The 16,826-nt window shown below is 36.5% G+C and carries 19 protein-coding genes and 1 tRNA gene; 13 read left to right on the plus strand and 7 right to left on the minus strand.

Features of this window, described 5'->3' with window-relative positions; genetic code table 11:
• Nucleotides 1-43: 43 nt before the first annotated feature.
• Genes ACP5Q2_RS05110 through ACP5Q2_RS05140 form a run of 7 tightly spaced genes read right to left on the minus strand, consistent with a single transcriptional unit; the run spans nt 44 to nt 4,762 of the window.
• Complete coding sequence (locus ACP5Q2_RS05110) at nt 44-280, minus strand: acyl carrier protein (protein WP_013451346.1); 237 nt, start codon at nt 278-280, stop codon at nt 44-46.
• A 33-nt stretch (nt 281-313) separates the two neighbouring features.
• A complete protein-coding gene (fabG, locus tag ACP5Q2_RS05115; RefSeq protein ID WP_428097883.1) occupies nt 314-1,057 on the minus strand; it encodes a 3-oxoacyl-[acyl-carrier-protein] reductase in 744 nt (247 codons plus the stop codon).
• Nucleotides 1,050-1,982 (minus strand): ACP S-malonyltransferase, encoded by a 933-nt coding sequence (fabD, locus tag ACP5Q2_RS05120; protein WP_424605250.1) that lies wholly within the window; start codon nt 1,980-1,982, stop codon nt 1,050-1,052. The genes fabG and fabD overlap by 8 nt, the downstream gene beginning before the upstream one ends.
• Before the next feature lie 14 nt (nt 1,983-1,996).
• Entirely contained in the window at nt 1,997-2,971 is a 975-nt protein-coding gene (locus ACP5Q2_RS05125; protein ID WP_428098053.1) for a beta-ketoacyl-ACP synthase III, read from the minus strand.
• A 10-nt stretch (nt 2,972-2,981) separates the two neighbouring features.
• Nucleotides 2,982-4,064: a phosphate acyltransferase PlsX gene (gene plsX / locus ACP5Q2_RS05130; RefSeq protein ID WP_424605249.1), complete on the minus strand. Its 1,083-nt coding sequence runs from the start codon at nt 4,062-4,064 to the stop codon at nt 2,982-2,984.
• Entirely contained in the window at nt 4,065-4,247 is a 183-nt protein-coding gene (gene rpmF / locus ACP5Q2_RS05135) for a 50S ribosomal protein L32 (protein ID WP_424605248.1), read from the minus strand.
• Between the two features lie 2 nt (nt 4,248-4,249).
• Nucleotides 4,250-4,762 carry a YceD family protein gene (locus ACP5Q2_RS05140; RefSeq protein ID WP_424605247.1) on the minus strand — a complete coding sequence of 171 codons (513 nt, stop codon included), beginning with the start codon at nt 4,760-4,762 and terminating at the stop codon, nt 4,250-4,252.
• A gap of 179 nt (nt 4,763-4,941) precedes the next feature.
• Here ACP5Q2_RS05140 and trkA point away from each other — a divergent pair, with 179 nt between their 5' ends.
• From trkA to ACP5Q2_RS05205, 13 genes are all read left to right on the plus strand, one after another.
• The gene (gene trkA, locus ACP5Q2_RS05145; RefSeq protein ID WP_428097887.1) at nt 4,942-6,285 is read left to right on the plus strand and encodes a Trk system potassium transporter TrkA; all 1,344 of its coding nucleotides are present in this window, start codon (nt 4,942-4,944) and stop codon (nt 6,283-6,285) included.
• Between the two features lie 62 nt (nt 6,286-6,347).
• Nucleotides 6,348-7,739: a TrkH family potassium uptake protein gene (locus ACP5Q2_RS05150; RefSeq protein ID WP_428097890.1), complete on the plus strand. Its 1,392-nt coding sequence runs from the start codon at nt 6,348-6,350 to the stop codon at nt 7,737-7,739.
• Between the two features lie 9 nt (nt 7,740-7,748).
• Complete coding sequence (gene queC, locus ACP5Q2_RS05155; protein ID WP_428097893.1) at nt 7,749-8,414, plus strand: 7-cyano-7-deazaguanine synthase; 666 nt, start codon at nt 7,749-7,751, stop codon at nt 8,412-8,414.
• 10 nt (nt 8,415-8,424) lie between these two features.
• Nucleotides 8,425-9,387 carry a 6-phosphofructokinase gene (gene pfkA / locus ACP5Q2_RS05160; protein ID WP_424605243.1) on the plus strand — a complete coding sequence of 321 codons (963 nt, stop codon included), beginning with the start codon at nt 8,425-8,427 and terminating at the stop codon, nt 9,385-9,387.
• Nucleotides 9,388-9,924, plus strand: coding sequence for a cob(I)yrinic acid a,c-diamide adenosyltransferase (locus ACP5Q2_RS05165; RefSeq protein ID WP_424605242.1), 537 nt, complete (start codon nt 9,388-9,390; stop codon nt 9,922-9,924). It abuts the gene before it with no gap.
• A complete protein-coding gene (locus ACP5Q2_RS05170) occupies nt 9,899-10,351 on the plus strand; it encodes a GatB/YqeY domain-containing protein (protein WP_424605241.1) in 453 nt (150 codons plus the stop codon). Before ACP5Q2_RS05165 ends, ACP5Q2_RS05170 begins: the two co-directional genes overlap by 26 nt.
• A 15-nt stretch (nt 10,352-10,366) precedes the next feature.
• On the plus strand, nt 10,367-10,897 hold the full coding sequence (locus ACP5Q2_RS05175; protein ID WP_428097897.1) for a CvpA family protein: 531 nt from the start codon (nt 10,367-10,369) through the stop codon (nt 10,895-10,897).
• Nucleotides 10,897-13,179 (plus strand): endonuclease MutS2, encoded by a 2,283-nt coding sequence (locus tag ACP5Q2_RS05180; protein ID WP_428097900.1) that lies wholly within the window; start codon nt 10,897-10,899, stop codon nt 13,177-13,179. Before ACP5Q2_RS05175 ends, ACP5Q2_RS05180 begins: the two co-directional genes overlap by 1 nt.
• A gap of 92 nt (nt 13,180-13,271) precedes the next feature.
• A tRNA-Arg gene (locus ACP5Q2_RS05185) sits at nt 13,272-13,345 on the plus strand.
• Between the two features lie 24 nt (nt 13,346-13,369).
• Nucleotides 13,370-14,215 (plus strand): DUF4384 domain-containing protein, encoded by an 846-nt coding sequence (locus tag ACP5Q2_RS05190; protein WP_424605238.1) that lies wholly within the window; start codon nt 13,370-13,372, stop codon nt 14,213-14,215.
• Between the two features lie 133 nt (nt 14,216-14,348).
• On the plus strand, nt 14,349-15,029 hold the full coding sequence (locus ACP5Q2_RS05195; protein ID WP_428097902.1) for a 3'-5' exonuclease: 681 nt from the start codon (nt 14,349-14,351) through the stop codon (nt 15,027-15,029).
• Nucleotides 15,030-16,022 carry a tetratricopeptide repeat protein gene (locus ACP5Q2_RS05200; RefSeq protein ID WP_424605236.1) on the plus strand — a complete coding sequence of 331 codons (993 nt, stop codon included), beginning with the start codon at nt 15,030-15,032 and terminating at the stop codon, nt 16,020-16,022.
• Nucleotides 16,015-16,824, plus strand: a complete 810-nt coding sequence (locus ACP5Q2_RS05205; RefSeq protein WP_428097905.1) for a hypothetical protein — start codon at nt 16,015-16,017, stop codon at nt 16,822-16,824. The genes ACP5Q2_RS05200 and ACP5Q2_RS05205 overlap by 8 nt, the downstream gene beginning before the upstream one ends.
• The last annotated feature ends 2 nt before the right edge of the window (nt 16,825-16,826 follow it).

Consider the following 16,826-nt stretch of genomic DNA (forward strand, 5'->3'; position numbering starts at 1 on the left):
CCCCATAACCCCCTTACGGGGGTTATGTTTTAGTAATATGAAATTAGGCAACCATCTTTGAGATTTGATCAATGGCATCTCCAACGGTTTTGATCTTTTCCGCAACATCATCAGGAATTTCGATGTCAAATTCCTCTTCAAGAGCCATAATCAACTCAACAGTGTCGAGGGAGTCAGCACCAAGATCATCTATAAAAGATGCTTCCGGTTTTACTTGAGCTTCATCGATATTGAGTTGCTCGGCAATGATTTTTTTCACTCTTTCTGCTACATCAGCCATAATTGAGCCTCCTTTTTTATAGTAATTTATTAATTAGCCTAAAAACATTCCACCATTTACATGTAATACTGAACCGGTAATATAATCCGAATCGGGTGACGCTAAAAAAATGCAGGCTTTTGAAACATCTTCAGGTTTGCCAAAATATCCTAGCAGTATCCTAGAAAGCATACCATTTTTTATATCTTCTGGTAGATCTTTTGTCATCTCTGTTTCAATAAAACCTGGGGCTATGGCATTTACCCTTATTCCTCTACCTGCTAATTCTATCGCCGCCGATTTTGTAAGCCCCACTATACCACTTTTACTTGAAATATAGTTTGCCTGACCAACATTACCTGTAAATGCAACGACACTTGTTATATTTATTATCTTACCATATCTTTTTTTCATCATCCCTTTGGAGGCGATTTTGATGCAGTTAAAAGCACCTTTCAGGTTTGTATTTATTACATCATCCCACTCATCTGATTTCATTCTGAGGATGATATTATCCTTTGTAATTCCGGCATTGTTCACAAGGATATCAACAATGCCAAAGGTTTTTTCTATCTCATCAAACATAGTTTTTACAGAAGACTCATCAGCAATATTGCTTTGGAAGATTTCAGCAGTAAGCCCTTTTGAAATAATCTCTTCTTTTAATTCAACTGCTTTTTCTTTGCTTGAGCTGTAATTTATACAAACCTTTGCTCCAGCTTCAGCAAAAGCTTTTGCTATTGCTCTACCGATACCTCTTGAAGCTCCAGTTACAAGTACAACCTTATCTTTAAACATTAAATCCCCCAAGAGTTTGTAAGTCATCTATTTTAGATATGTTAAAACATTTAACATTTTTATCAATCTTTTTTATGAGACCAGTTAATACATTCCCTGCCCCCACTTCAAAAAATGTATCCACACCTTCACTTATCATATTTTTTATTAGCTCTGTCCATCTTACCGGTGATGAAACCTGTTTTATAAGATTTTCCCTTACCTCTAAAGAGGCGGTTTCCATAGAAGCAGTTACATTATTGAAAACCGGTCTTGATAGATCTTTTATCTGTACATTTTTCAAATACTCTGCCATCTTTAATTCTGCTGGTTTCATAAGGGAGCAGTGGAATGGGGCGCTAACCGGAAGCTTTACCACTTTTCTGCCACCTTTTTCTTTGATTTTTTCGATAAACCTATCAACTGCTTCTGCATGGCCAGCCACAACTATCTGTGCTTCTGAATTAAAATTCGCTGGTTCCACTACGAATCCATCTTTTGAAATCTCTTTGCAGGTTTCAAGTATAATGGCTTCATCCATCGATAAAACCGCCGCCATTGCACCAGTCCCCACCGGAACAGCTTCCTGCATGAATTTACCTCTATTGTGGACAGCCAGAACAGCATCTTCGAAGCTCATGCCACCTGCCGCAACAATTGCTGAATACTCCCCCAGTGAATGGCCGGCAAAATAGCTTACATCCAATTTATTTTTTATTAATTCCCATATAGCTATACTTACTGTTAATAGTGCAGGTTGGGTATTGTAAGTTATTTTAAGTTCATCCTCAGGCCCATTAAACATTATATCTGTAAGTTTGTATTTTAAAACTGAGTTGGCTATCTCGAAAAATTTTTTAGATTCCGAATAAGTTTCATAAAAATCTTTACCCATTCCCACATATTGTGAGCCCTGACCGGGGAATACAACAGCAATCTTACCCATCATATCTCCTTATATTAAAATGTAAACAACGTTGAGCCCCATGTCAAACCACCACCAAAAGCAGCAGATACAATATTTGATCCCCGTTTGATCCTGCCATCCCTCACAGCTATATCAAGTGCGGTGGGTATTGTGGCGGAAGAGGTGTTGCCAAATTTGTCAAGTGTAATAATAACCTTTTCATAAGTCAGATTTATTCTTTTGGCTGCGGCATCTATTATCCTCAAATTTGCCTGGTGTGGGATGAAAAAGTCAACCTCTTCATATTTTAAACCGCTTGATTCAACAGCCTTTGCGGTGGCTTCCGCCATTGCTCTTACAGCTATTTTAAAAACCTCATTCCCTTTCATTTTTATAAGATTTTCTTCGATATTCATATTCTTTCTATTTGCCATAAAGTTGCTACCAAGAGTATCGAGTGTCAATAGTCTATTGGCTGAACCATCCGCATGTATATGGAAAGATCTAAATCCTGGCTCTTTACTTTTTCCTAAAACTACTGCTCCTGCTCCATCACCAAATAAAACACATGTATTTCTATCTGTCCAGTCAACATTTGGGGAGATTCTTTCTGCACCAATCACCAGAATCTTATCCGCAATGCCTGACTTTATCATCGAATCAGCCACTGATAAAGCATATATAAACCCTGTACAGGCTGCCGCTAAGTCGAATGCGAAAGAATTATTCTGGATACCAAGTAGATTCTGGATCACACAAGCTGCGGAAGGCATTGTGGTATCAGGTGTAAATGTGGCTACTATTATACCACTTATTTCATTTTTATCTATCTGAGCCATTTCGATTGCTTTTTCTGCGGCTTTCATACCTAATACAGAAGTTGGTTCATCTACTGAGATCCTTCTTTCTTTTATGCCGGTTCGTGTGGTTATCCATTCATCTGTGGTATCAACCATCTGTTCAAGATCTTTGTTGGTTAGAACTTTTTCAGGAAAATAAGATCCTGTTCCTAAGATTTTTGTATATATCATAATAACCTCACTTCTGGATTTGTGAAGCCATGTTTTTTACTTTGTCTTTTATACTTTCCCATAGAGAAACATTCTGCTTGTGATTTTCCAGAGAATTTCTTATATCCTCTGCAATATGTGTGTTGACTTTATTTAAAGCAAGCTCATAAGAGACTCTTATCCCATTTTTCACAGCATTTGCATTTGAACTGCCGTGACCTATTATGACTATACCATCCACACCAAGCAACGGGGCTCCGCCATATTCAGTATAATCGGTTCTTTTTTTGACTCTATCAAAGGCACCCTTTGCAAGTAGTGCTCCTATTTTTGATATAAATGTTCTTTTAAGTTCCTCTTTCAGGAGTGTGCCTATATAGCCTGCAGCAGCTTCACTGGATTTTAACGCTATGTTTCCGGTAAACCCATCACAAACTATAACGTCCGCAACACCTTTGAAGATCTCTTTTGCTTCAACATTTCCGATAAAGTTTAAATTATTTGAGTTTCTTAGTAGTGTGAATACAGATTTGGTAAGTTCATTACCTTTTACATCCTCTTCACCGATGCTTAATAAGCCTATTCTTGGGTTTTCCAGTTTTAATATATATCTGGCGTATGCCTTTCCCATAATTGCAAATTGTAAAAAATGTATAGGCTTACAATCCACATTGGCACCGACGTCCAGAATGATCGTACTCGATTTTATGTTAGGAAATACCGCCCCAATTGCTGGTCTATCAACACCTTCTATGGTTCTAAGGATCAGTTTCGATACTGCCATCATTGCACCGGTGTTGCCTGCACTGAAGAAAGCATTTGCTTCCCCATTCCTGACCAGCTTCATACCCACGTGCATGGATGAGTTTCTTTTTCTACGTGCTGCTACGGATGGGATATCATCCATCTTTATCTCTTCTTCAGCATTTACGATGAATACCCTTTCTATGGAAGAGGTTTTGGCCTGCTTTTCCAATTCCTGCTTGATTATCCTTTCATCACCCACGAGTATTATATCTATTGGGTACTCTTTATTGGCAAGCAAAACACCTTTTATGACTTCTTGGGGGGCAAAATCCCCCCCCATAGCATCAACAGCAACTCTGATCATTTAGATCTCTTCTACTTCTACTACCTTCTTTTTTGCATAGTATCCACAATTTGGGCAAACTGCATGACTAAGCTTTAACTCTCCGCAGTTATCGCATTTGGCATAGCCACGTGGAACTGCCCTGTGATGACTCCTTCTTGCTCCGATCTTTGATCTGCTTGATTTACCTTTTGGGTTTGGCATCTTTACACCTCTATTTTATTGTTTTGTAATAGCTTTGTTAAAGCTTTCCACCTATCATCCAGTTCATTTGTACAGCTACATTTATCTTCATTTAGATCTTTACCACATACGGGGCATATCCCTTTGCAATTCTCATTGCACAATCTCTTCATCGGTCTTATTAACATAGCCTCCTGAAAAAGTATCTCATGAATATTTATAAAGTCTTCCTTAACATGATAAAATCCCATGTCATCATCTTCTAACTCTTTTTCTTCATCCTCATCAGTGGATAATTCCCTTACTATTTCAACCGTTATGTGCTCGTTAAACGTTTCATCAAAATTTTTCAAGCATCTGTCGCATTTATCTGAAATAACAAGCTTTATATCTCCATCAAGGATATACCCTTTTTTAATCGGGTATAATTTACCGTTAAAATCTCTAACAGAAAAAACTACATCCTCAACCTCAAAGTCGAAATTTGTTTTAACAACATTTCCATCCTGTTTTATCTGTTCAAAAAAAATCTTCATAATCTCACCGTTAAAAATTTGAAATATTCTTATATGTTAAAGTATTTGTGTTGTCAACTTTTAAAATTATTGGTATTACTAAAACATAAAATTTACAATAAGTTCCGATTTGCTTTTTCCCCTTTGATTTTTATAAAAATAAATGATATAAACTATTATAAAATTATGTGAGGTGTATTTTGAAGATTGTAATTGCAGGTGCAGGTGAAGTGGGGTTTAATCTAGCCAGGCATCTTGTGGAGAATGGTTATGATGTTACACTCATTGATAAGGACAAAGATAGAATTAAATACGTAAATGAGCATCTTGATTGCTTTGTGGTGGAAGGGGAAGTAACAAACTATGATCTGCTAAAAAGTATAAATGTCGATGATGCGAGTTTTTTTATTGCCGTGACAGATTCTGATGAAGTAAATATGATATCGTGCCTTATTGTAAATTCAAACTTTTCTGTGGATACAAAAATAGCAAGGGTAAGAAATATTGATTATCACAAAATCAACCTTTTTGATAAAAAGATTGCTGGTTTTGACTATCTTATAAATCCAGAGGTGGAGGCGGCTAAATCTATTATTAGAGCTGTTGAATATGGTGCTGTAAGTGATATTTTTGTGTTTGATGATACCGATATTCAGTTGCGGGAAGTTTTTGTGGATGATGACGTCAATATAGCCGGTAAAACACTCGAAACAATAAGGAAAAAGAGCAATATACCCTTTGTGGTTGCGGGGATTTTCAATGAAAATAATTTTTTAATACCTGCTGGTAAATATGAGGTAAAAAGGGGTGACCATCTTTTTGTGGTGGGATCAAGGGGAGATCTTGATCATCTTTTTTCTCACATAGGCTTAAAAAGAAGAAAGATAAAATCTGTCCTGATAGCTGGTGGTGGCAAAATTCAGCGGCTTGTTATTGATGGTTTGATCAGTAAAGGAAGAGAGATTATCGTAATTGAAAAAGATTATGAAAAGTCGAAAAAGCTTGCGGATATGTTTCCGGATATTCTTGTTTTGAATAGTGATATCTCCGATGAATCGTTGCTTGAAGAAGAAGATTTAAATAGTAAAGATCTAATAATTACTGCCACCGACAACGATGAAATAAATATCTTATCAGCAAGCTACTACAAATCTATCGGGGTAAAAAGGGCTATCGCTCTTATCGATAAAAATAATTACCTTCACATGGCCAGTGGACTTGGAATAGATATATGTATTAGTCCTAAATTGAGTGCAGTTAATGCTATTTTGAAGTATATAAAGCGGGGCAATATTCTAAATGTTTACTCTATTTTTAATGGTAAAGCGGAGGCAATTGAGTTTTTATTGAAACCAGGAACACACCTTGAAGGGCTTAAGATAAAAGATTGTCCGATACCTAAGGATTCTGTTATTGTGGCTGTAAATAGAGATGGCAAAAGCTATATACCCGATGGTAATTTTGCTTTCAAAAGTGGGGACATTGTCATAACTTTTGCACTTAAAGATGCTATTAAAGATATTGAGGAGCTTTTTGTAGAATAGAGATGAGATTTAAATTTATATTTAAAGTTTTTGCATATTTAGTTTTGATTGTGTCTCTTTTTATGATATTTCCAATAATAGTAGCATTTATTTACAAAGAAGTTTTGATCGCAAAGGTTTTTTTCTTCACAATGGTTTTCAATTTATGCGTAAGTTTTATATTAATATTTCTTTTTAGAAAGATAAAAAAGAATTATCTGTCATCCGCTGACGGAATGTTTTTAGTATCTATTGGATGGATTGTCATATCACTGGTGAGTGCCCTGCCTTATACCCTCTCCGGTGTTGTAAATTCATTTACAGATGCCTTTTTTGAAAGCATATCGGGTTATACCACCACCGGAGCAACTATCTTTACTGCGGTGGAGCACCTTCCAAAATCGATTCTGTTCTGGAGATCACTCACTCACTGGTTGGGTGGAATGGGGATAGTTGTTCTTACTGTAGCAATTTTTCCCCTTTTAGGGATAGGAGGGATGCAGCTTATCAAAGCAGAAGCCCCTGGACCTTCCGTTGATAAGATATCCCCAAGGATAACCACCACCGCCAAGTATCTATGGTATATATATATTGCTCTGACTGTAGCTGAAGTGTTGCTTTTAATGGTTGGAGGGATGAATTTTTTCGATGCGTTAAACCATTCCTTTGCCACCCTTGCCACAGGTGGTTTTTCTGTGAAAAATGAGAGTTTTTTATCATATAAAAACCCATACTACGAATGGGTGGTGGCAATATTTATGATACTTGCCGGGATGAATTTTACTCTTCATTATAAACTTTTTCTGGGGCGATTTGAGATACTAAAGAAAGATTCAGAGTGGAAATTTTATGTGGCTTTGATAGGGTTGTATACTTTTATTATCGGAGTTGACCTTTATAAATCACTTGGTTTATCATTCCACGATAGTATTAGATCAGCTTTTTTTCAGGTGGCCACCATCATCACAACAACAGGCTTTGCTTCAGCTGACTACGAAAAGTGGCCGGCTTTTTCTCAGGTACTACTTTTTGCTTTGATGTTTGTGGGTGGTTGTTCCGGATCCACCGGTGGAGGGATAAAGGTGGTAAGGGTGCTAACCCTTTTAAAACAGGCCATCAATGAAATGAAATACTTAGTACACCCAAGAGGGGTATTTGTCTTGAAGATAAATGGTGAGTCTGTCAGAAAAAACACAGTTTATGCAATTTCAGGTTTCTTCTTTTTGTATATGCTCACAAACCTTTTTATAATTATCATAATAAGCATCTCCGGAGTTGACCTTATCACGGCAGTTACTGCTTCTCTGGCGTGTGTAGGTAATATCGGCCCTGGCTTTGGTGCAGTGGGACCTATGGATAATTATAGTTCTTTTTCTGATTTCGCAAAATGGACTTTAAGTTTCGGTATGCTGCTGGGAAGACTTGAAATTTATACATTTCTTATTATAATAACACCATACTACTGGAAAAAATAGGAGAAACTTATGAAAAGAGGGATTGTGCTCGTGAGTGGGGGATTGGACAGCTGTGTGACCGCTGCAATTGCTAAAAATATGGGGTACTCTCTTTATTTTCTTCATATTAATTATGGTCAGAAAACTGAAAAAAAAGAGCTTGAGTCCTTTTATAAATTGGCAGATTTTTTTAAAGTGGTAGGGAAACTGATTGTTGATATCAGCTATTTAAAAGTGATAGGCGGATCCTCTCTGACTGTGGATTCAATGGAAATCGAAAGAGGGGACCTTTTCAGAAAAGATATCCCAAATACATATGTGCCTTTTAGAAACGGAAATATTCTATCCATTGCTGTCAGCTGGGCTGAGGTCATCAGGGCTGATAGGATCTTCATCGGTGTTGTGGAGGAGGATAGTAGCGGTTATCCCGATTGTAGAAAGCAGTTTTACGATGCATTCAATCAGATTTTAAAAGTTGGGCTTGCCTATACTGACCTTTTGATAGAAACACCTTTGATTGACAAGACCAAGGGGGAGATTGTCCGTATAGGTGCGAAATTGGGGGCACCTTTTGAATTGACCTGGTCATGTTATGGTGAAAATGAGCTTGCATGCGGTGTTTGTGATAGTTGTTTACTTAGATTAAAAGGTTTCAAAGAGGCTGGGATGGTTGATCCTATCCCATATAGAAAATAAAGGGGGAATTATGAAAAGAATTGCGGTTATGACAAGTGGTGGGGATTGCCCTGGTATGAATGCAGCCATAAGAAGCGTTGTTAGAACTGCCATTGCTCACAATCTCGAACCTTTTGGGATTGAGCAGGGATATAAAGGATTAATTGAAGGGAAGATTATTCCAATGAATAATAAATCTGTGGCAAATATTATTCAGCGGGGCGGTACTATTTTGAAAAGTGCCCGATCAATGGAATTTAAGACCGATGAGGGGCAGAGAAAAGCGGTGAATAATCTTGCAGAATTAGGGATAGATGGACTTATCGTAATAGGTGGCGATGGATCTCTCACAGGTGCCAAGATACTTTCAGAAAGGTATGGTATTAAAACGATAGGTATCCCCGGGTCGATAGACAATGACCTATGTTGTACTGATATGTCGATAGGTGTCGATACGGCTTTAAATACTATAGTTAGAGCTGTGGACTCAATAAATGATACCGCCAGCTCACATGACAGAACGTTTTTAATAGAGGTGATGGGTAGAAATTGTGGTTATCTTGCACTTGTTTCAGCAATTGCCACCGGTGCGGAAGCTGTTCTAATCCCTGAAGTTGAATACGATATAGAAAAGATAATTGCCAAAATAAAAAAACGTTACGAAGAGGGTAAGACGAGAAGTATCATAATTATTGCCGAAGGGGTTGGATCTGCTATGGATTTTGGAAAAGTTTTTGGTATGATAGGAGGTTTTGATACGAGGGTGACGGTGCTGGGGCATCTGCAGCGTGGTGGTAGCCCCACTGTTTTTGATAGGATTTTAGCCACCAGAATGGGCACGGCTGCAGTGGAGGCTCTCCTTGATGGTGTTACAGCATCCATGACGGCTCTACAGAAGACCAAAATTGAGCTTGTGCCGTTTAAAGATATTATAGGGCTTAAAAAACCTTTAGATCATAAGCTCATAGAGATTGCTGAAGTTCTGAGTAGGTAGATGAGTATTGCCACAAAAAAAGGGGATGGTGGTGAGACATCCCTTTATTCCGGTGAAAGGGTAAAAAAGTATGATTTTAGGGTGGAAGCCTACGGCACCTGTGATGAGTTGATTAGCTTTCTTGGTTTGTTAAAGAATAGCTATTCAGTTTTTTATGATGAAATTGAGTTGATCCAGAATAAACTTTACCAGATAAATTCATATCTAGCTACAACTATAGATAATGAGAAATTCTTAATTAAGGAAAAGGATCTGGCTGAGATCGAAGATCTTTTGTATAGTTATGAAAATGAAGTGGGTGAATTAAAAGGTTTTGTGATGCCATCCGAGTGTTATGAAGCCTCTATTGCGGATATTTGTAGAACTATATGCAGGAGGTTTGAAAGAAGGGCGGTTGAGCTTTCTGTACATGAAAATATTGACAAAATCGTTTTAAGATTTATAAATAGACTTTCCGATCTTTTGTTTATGATGGCAAGGGTCATAGGAAAGAGAAAAGGAGGAAAGATACATGGGTTTAAAAGAGATGATAAATGAAGATATGAAGCAGTATATGAAGGAGAAAAATCAACTGGCTCTTAATGCTGTAAGGATGATTAAAGCAGAGATAAAAAATGCTGAAATCGCCAAAATAGGGGAATTGTCAGATGATGAGGTGGTAAAGGTAATACAGTCTTCCATAAAGAAAAGAAAGGATTCCATTGAGCAGTTTAAAAATGCTGGCAGAAATGACCTTGTGGAAAAAGAGGAAGAAGAGCTTAAGTATCTTGAAAAGTATTTACCGAAAGGTTTGAATAAGGATGAGGTAATTGCCATTATAAAAGAAGAGGTGGCTAAGGTTGATATAACAGATAAAAAGAATTTTGGTGTGGTGATGAGAAGTGTGATGGGACGCATTCAGGGTAGATACGACGGTAAAGAGGTAAATACTCTGGTCAATGACGTGATAAGTGGCAAAATTTAGCTTTACGGTTCTTGTATGTATTTTTCAGGCTGGGATACTTTTTTTCTAATAATTCTGCTTGTCTTTACAATCAAAGGTTTTTTAAGAGGGTTGATCTGGGAGATCTTCAGGATTTTGGGAATTATCCTTTCATACCTTTTTTCCTTCCAGATAAACCCTTTTTCAATGAAAGTCTTAGAATTTTTTGGCTTTAGCCCCGCTATGGCAAAGCTTTTTGGTTTTGTGCTGACGTTTCTTATTATTTTTGTTTTGGTAATCACGGCGTCATATTTGACAAAAAAATTTTTCAGAGCAATTAAGCTTGGATGGATTGATAAAACTGGGGGTGCGTTATTCGGATTATTGAAATCAGCCGTTATTATGAGCATATTACTGAGCTTTGTGGTTTCAATATCCCCTTCATCCTCTTTTACAAGGCAGCTTTTAAGCTCTCCTGTTTCTTCCAGAATAATAGCTATGAATCCTTATATCTATGAGATGCTGAATAAGATAACAGGTAAAAGCTTTTCCAACCCTTTTTTGAAAAATGGTAAGAATATTCTGTGATGGATTCACCTTTTCAGCAGATAGATTTTCTACAGTTTAAAGAACACTTAAAAAAACATTCCATTTCACAATTTTCATCAGATTTTATAGATGAGTTAGATCCTTATAACTCAATCCAAAAAATAATCAAAGAGCAGAATCAGATTCGTGAGGCGCTGGAGCTATTTGGAGATTTTGGAAGAGAACTGCCGGATTCAAAAAATTATTATCAATTCTATAAAAAACTTTTAGATCCATATTCATCATGGCTGGTGGTGGACTTTATTGTATTTGCAGAATTTCATAAAAAGCTTGGTGAATTTAAGAAAGCAGTGTTTGCTGATTTTAATGTAAATCATCTTAAAACTTTATTTTCAAATATCTATGTGTTGCCGGAGATTGTGGATGATGTCTTTTCAAAGATAACCAATGATGGGCAGGTAAAGGATGATGCATCTGAAAGACTCCGGGATATAAGAAAAGAGAAAAAAAGTGTTAAAGAAAAGATTTATGATACGTTAAACAATCTGATAAACGGTAAAGATTCGGAGAAATTTGTGCAGGAAAGGGTAATAAAAGAGTACAGCAATAGACTTATGCTGCTTCTTAGGCCCAACTTCAGGCAGTTTATAAATGGTATAGTTCATTCCATATCCGGAACCGGTATGACGCTATATGTGGAGCCGTCAAATGTGGTGGATATGAATAATCGTTATCAAGAGCTTATCTCTCTGGAAGAGATAGAGGTAAACAGAATTTTACAAAAGTTGCTGGATGTTATTAAGTCAAAATCTTACGAAATCACCGAAACGGTAAATTCAATGAAGAAACTCTACTATTTTTATGCAATTTTCAGTTATATAGGGGAAAGGGATTATGTTTTTCCCAATTTTTCAAACAAAATTTACGTTGAAAAACTTCACCATCCATTGATTTATGATTTAAAAAAAGAAAAATCAGTACCTATAGATTTTGAAATGGCAGAAGATGTAAACGTGGCAATAATTACAGGCCCAAATGCCGGAGGTAAGACGGCAGGTCTAAAATCGATAGGCATAAATACAGTGTTAGGTAGGTGTGGGTTACCTTTGTTTGCAAGGTACGCTGAATTGATAAATGTTGATAAGATTTTCACCGATATAGGAGATCAGCAGTCTTTAGTGATGGATTTAAGTACTTTTACTTCACATATGGTAAATATCAAACATATTGTGGATAATGCTGATGGTGATTCTCTGGTTTTGCTGGATGAATTGGGTACAGGTACAGAGCCGAAAGAAGGGGAGGCTCTTGCTATCTCCATTATCGAGTATTTGATGGGGAAAGGTTCCAGGGTAATAGTCACCACTCATTTTAGTGGTGTCAGAAATATGGCATATAGATACAAAGGTGTGGTACTTTATGGTGTCGATTTCGATTATGAAAATTTTGAACCTAAATTCAGATTGATAAAAGGGTTGGCGGGGCGTTCGGATCCACTTATTATTGCTGGTAAATTGCATTTCAATGAATCTATAATTCTAAGAGCTAAAAAGATATTAGAAGAGTATAGCTCCCTTGAGACCCTTTCCGCTGATGAGCTCAACAGACTAAAATTGGATATTGAAAAGGAGAGATATACTCTTGTTGAATTGAAGAGATCACTTGAGATAAAAGAGTCGGAGTTAATTGTAAAGGAGAATGAGCTAAAAAAGAAGCTAAATGCAAAAGAGGAACAGATATTATCTGATGCCCTTTCTATTTTGAATAAAGTAAAATCTATGAAAGTACGTTCAATGGATAACAAAGAAGTTGACGAAATAAAAAGTAAGATAATTAAGAGGATGGAATCACTGGAAAGTGGTGATCATCTAACAGACCTCAAAGTGGGGGATATTGTAAAACTTTCAAAATATAATAAAGTTGCTAAGATTCTCGAAATATCTAAAAACAAAGCGTATGTGGATATGGAGGGGATGAAATTTACCATCGAACTTGATAAGATCAGAGGAGAAAAATTGTCTGTAAACCATAAAAAATTGGATAAGGATATATCCGTGAGTACTGTAGTTGAAAGAAGTCCCAAATATGAAATACTGCTCGTGGGTAAGACGGTGGATGAAGCCTGGGACGAACTGGATAAATTTTTGGACAAGGCTATATTATCCGGATGGGATAGGGTGTTCGTCATACATGGTAGGGGTTCTGGTGCTTTAAGAAAAGGGTTGCATAATATTTTAAAATCAGATCAAAGGGTAAAAGGCTTTCGAATTGCAGATATAAAAGAGGGTGGGGATGCAATTACCATAGTGGAATTGATATAGAGGCAGACACAAGGGCGAACAAGCAGGAGAGGTTCGCCCCTACTTGACTTATTTTCGTATCTGTGGTATTAAATAATTCTTCGAAATAGTAGGCGCCCTTAGCTCAACTGGATAGAGCATCTGACTACGGATCAGAAGGTTGTGGGTTCGACTCCTGCAGGGCGCGTTTTTTTTATACCTGGGGGATTTTATGAAAAAAATTATTTTTCTATTTGTGCTTACTCTATTTATCAAATCTGTATTTGCATCCACCTCAGTTATTACAGAATCTTATGGCTATGCCTGCCTTTCGGAGGATAGAACTAAACGACAGGCGGAAGAGATGGCGATAAATGATGCTAAGCGGAATGCAGCAGAAAAGGTATCCACTAAAATAAAATCCCAAACATTGGTGGAGGATCTGAAATTAAAAAATGATATCGTTGAGTCCTTTGCCTCTTCAAATGTAAAGGTTATAGAGCAGGAAGGAAATTGGGACAAAGAGCCACCCGCAATAGGTGATTGCTACAAAGTGAGGATTAAGGCGGAGGTTATCCCTGCATTCGATAAAGATAAATCGATAGAAAATCTTCTGATCAATGATCCTTCGGCACCACTCGTGGTAAACATTTTCACCAATAAAAAGGTTTACAAGGTTAATGATACGGTAAAGATATATATACAGGGTAATAAGCCTTTTTACGCAAAGATTTTTTACAAAGATTCAACGGGTCAGATATTGCAAATCCTGCCGAATCCTTACAGATCGGATTACCATTTTGAGGGTGGGGTGATTTATGAGGTTCCCTCAGCCAGAGACCGCTTTGAATTAAAAATAGAGCCTCCTTTTGGGGAGGATGAGATCATTTTGTATGCGAGCACCACTGAGCTTGGAAAGATAGACACAGAAAGTGTCGGAGCTATTTACAAAGTGAAAACAACAAGCAAAGATGATCTATCCCTGTCCACAAGGGGTATAAGCTTAAAACCGAAAACCGACAATACACAGCCAATCGAAGAGTTTTTTGAGAAAAGTTTGAAGGTGAATGTGAGATAATCTTTTCATCAAATAGTTGACTAAATTGTGATAATTTATTATGGACTTAGAGTAAATAAGGTGAAATGTTATACACTTATAAATAACGCTTGATTAAAATGGTAATATAATCTATCTATTTCTGGGGGTAGCTATGTTTGGAAAATTATTCAAAAAGGGTAAAACAGATTTTTATAATGACCCTATTCGTAATTACGTTGTAAAAATTTGTGAAACATACAATAAAACAGATTTTCTTAATAGAGCCATATTTGATGTGGAGTTTTGTGTGGTGGATACCGAAACCACTGGTCTTGATATTAATACGGCTAAAATTATCAATCTTGCGGCGGTTAAGATAAAAGGATTTAAGATAATAGATTATTACAATGTATTTATAAATCCCGGTAAAAGCATAGATCCAGAATCGATCAAATGGCATGGGATTACGGATGAAATGGTAAAGGATAAACCATTTGTGGTGGAGGTGATGCCCGAATTTGTGAAATTCATACGAAAGTCTGTCATTGTGGGACATCATATAAGGTTTGATGTGGATATGATATCAAAAGAGCTTACGGAAACTTTTGGATGCGCGTTAAAACAGAAATATCTTGATACGATGTTTATATACACCAGGGGAATTGCTAAGAAAAACGACCATGTGGGTCTTGATTTTTTGCTAGATCTTTATAAAGTGAAATGTAATGGCAGACATACGGCTCTTGGGGATGCAATGGCTACTGCCGAGGTATTCAATAAGATGATTATGCAGATTTCTGATACATGTAAAACAGTCCGGGATCTTTATGAATTGCATAGGGAGCAAACATAGGTGAAAAAGATAAATTTCATTGATATATTGTGTAAAGATATAGAGAATTTAATAGAGGCAGGGGAGCTTGATAAAGCCGATGAGGGGATAACAAAAATATTCATGAAATATGGCGAAGACCCGGAATTCTTGAAAAAGATTTATCGTATTTTAGGTAAATACCACTATGTTAAAGGTGATAGGTTAAAATCTCTGGAATATTTTAAGCAATACGAAAAAGATGTTTCTGATGATATCGAATCGTTTTCTCTTATGGCGGAGGTATTGATAGATTTAGGAAGGGATGAAAGTGCCTTAAGGTATATAATGAAGCTTATGGACGATGAAAGGTATAGTACCAGAGGCAAATTGCTTTATTTATTCTACAAGATCCTTGTATCAGATTATGAAAATGCCGTTTCCATATATAGAGATCTTCATCAATCTCACCTTTTGGGGGTGAATGATTATATAAAGGTTGCATACTATTTCCTTATAAAAAAACGTTTTTCTGAGGCAAAGGACGTTATACTTAATGCCCTTTCCATATACCAGGGAAATATTTCTCTACAGGATGAATATGAATATATTGTGGATATTGAGGGGTATTATAAAAACAACATCAAGCTATTTTATTTTAATAACATTGAAAAATTTTCATTTAAGACCGGTGTTTATTCAAAAGCTCTCCGCTATCTGGTGGAGGTTTTATCCATAAGAAACTATGCAGATGTGGAGATAGAGTTAATGGTGGATATGTTAATAGAATTAAATCAGGTAAAATATTCCGCTTCTGATAAGATGCTGGCTGCAATTTGCGACTGTTTTATACTTGATGCAATTTTACAGGAGTGGGAGGTATCCGTCATCATCGAGAGGTTTTATGGCGTGAGATTGCAGAATGTAAAGAAACATATTGCCCAATTGGAGTCTATTAATTTCTTCGATAAGTTTATAGATCGTGTGGATGATGTTATAAAAAATAGCTTTGGAGAGGAGTTTGATTATGAGTAATAGAAATCTTGGGTTGATATTGAAAGATATGGGGATGATCAACGATAAAGATATAGAGGAAGGGTTACAGTTACAGAAGAAAGAGAAAATAAGGCTTGGCGAAGCACTTGTAAAGCTTGGAAAAATAAGCAAAGCAGAGCTTGATTATGTTATAAGTAAACAGATCGATCTGCCATTTGTCATTGTAGGTAAAGATCAGGTCGATTTCGAATTGGTGAAGCGTTTTTCAATAGAATTTATGAAGAGTCATAAAGCCTTGCCCATATATGCAGATGAATATAATATCTCTGTAATTACAGATGATCCATTTGATACCAAAGTGGTGGAGTATTTTGAGAGGGTTTCCAATAAAAAAGTTCTTTTGTCTGTCGCCAGTGAGGAGAATATCTTGGATATTTTAAATATGGTTGAAGGTAAAGCTGACAGCGAATTTGACAGATTAAAAGATTTAATCCTTGAAAATGGGATAAGATACGATTTTTTTATCATATCTGATCGCTTGATGGTGTATAATTTTTTAAATGATCGTAGAAATAAAGTTTTTGATGATCTTTTCTATCTTGGGATGAAAGAGGTTCGGGAATATTTAAAAGAACGTTACAGTTTTTTTTACGAAGAGATTACCGGGTGCAATGGGGTGTATATGCAGCTTTATCCGGTTGAACTGGAGGATGGAATCTATTTCTCCAATATGGATTATATTGGTAAAGTTAAAGTTTTTAAAAGATATGCACCTGTGGAAGGGTACCCTTTTGTCAGCAATATTAAAATAGATTATAAAGATCTCATACTAATATCTTAGGT

This window comes from Calditerrivibrio sp. (assembly GCF_049968475.1).
Classification (GTDB): Bacteria; Chrysiogenota; Deferribacteres; order Deferribacterales; family Calditerrivibrionaceae; genus Calditerrivibrio; species Calditerrivibrio nitroreducens_A.

What these genes read in the sequence shown, in the direction of transcription:
- ACP5Q2_RS05205 (WP_428097905.1), top strand. Translation starts at nt 16,015, where the DNA reads ATGAGTAATAGAAATCTTGGGTTGATATTGAAAGATATGGGGATGATC.
- ACP5Q2_RS05190 (WP_424605238.1), top strand. Translation starts at nt 13,370, where the DNA reads ATGAAAAAAATTATTTTTCTATTTGTGCTTACTCTATTTATCAAATCT.
- ACP5Q2_RS05165 (WP_424605242.1), top strand. Translation starts at nt 9,388, where the DNA reads ATGAGTATTGCCACAAAAAAAGGGGATGGTGGTGAGACATCCCTTTAT.
- ACP5Q2_RS05175 (WP_428097897.1), top strand. Translation starts at nt 10,367, where the DNA reads ATGTATTTTTCAGGCTGGGATACTTTTTTTCTAATAATTCTGCTTGTC.
- ACP5Q2_RS05170 (WP_424605241.1), top strand. Translation starts at nt 9,899, where the DNA reads ATGGGTTTAAAAGAGATGATAAATGAAGATATGAAGCAGTATATGAAG.
- ACP5Q2_RS05195 (WP_428097902.1), top strand. Translation starts at nt 14,349, where the DNA reads ATGTTTGGAAAATTATTCAAAAAGGGTAAAACAGATTTTTATAATGAC.
- fabG (WP_428097883.1), bottom strand. Translation starts at nt 1,057, where the DNA reads ATGTTTAAAGATAAGGTTGTACTTGTAACTGGAGCTTCAAGAGGTATC.
- ACP5Q2_RS05110 (WP_013451346.1), bottom strand. Translation starts at nt 280, where the DNA reads ATGGCTGATGTAGCAGAAAGAGTGAAAAAAATCATTGCCGAGCAACTC.
- plsX (WP_424605249.1), bottom strand. Translation starts at nt 4,064, where the DNA reads ATGATCAGAGTTGCTGTTGATGCTATGGGGGGGGATTTTGCCCCCCAA.
- queC (WP_428097893.1), top strand. Translation starts at nt 7,749, where the DNA reads ATGAAAAGAGGGATTGTGCTCGTGAGTGGGGGATTGGACAGCTGTGTG.
- ACP5Q2_RS05140 (WP_424605247.1), bottom strand. Translation starts at nt 4,762, where the DNA reads ATGAAGATTTTTTTTGAACAGATAAAACAGGATGGAAATGTTGTTAAA.
- rpmF (WP_424605248.1), bottom strand. Translation starts at nt 4,247, where the DNA reads ATGCCAAACCCAAAAGGTAAATCAAGCAGATCAAAGATCGGAGCAAGA.
- pfkA (WP_424605243.1), top strand. Translation starts at nt 8,425, where the DNA reads ATGAAAAGAATTGCGGTTATGACAAGTGGTGGGGATTGCCCTGGTATG.
- fabD (WP_424605250.1), bottom strand. Translation starts at nt 1,982, where the DNA reads ATGGGTAAGATTGCTGTTGTATTCCCCGGTCAGGGCTCACAATATGTG.
- ACP5Q2_RS05150 (WP_428097890.1), top strand. Translation starts at nt 6,348, where the DNA reads ATGATATTTCCAATAATAGTAGCATTTATTTACAAAGAAGTTTTGATC.
- ACP5Q2_RS05180 (WP_428097900.1), top strand. Translation starts at nt 10,897, where the DNA reads ATGGATTCACCTTTTCAGCAGATAGATTTTCTACAGTTTAAAGAACAC.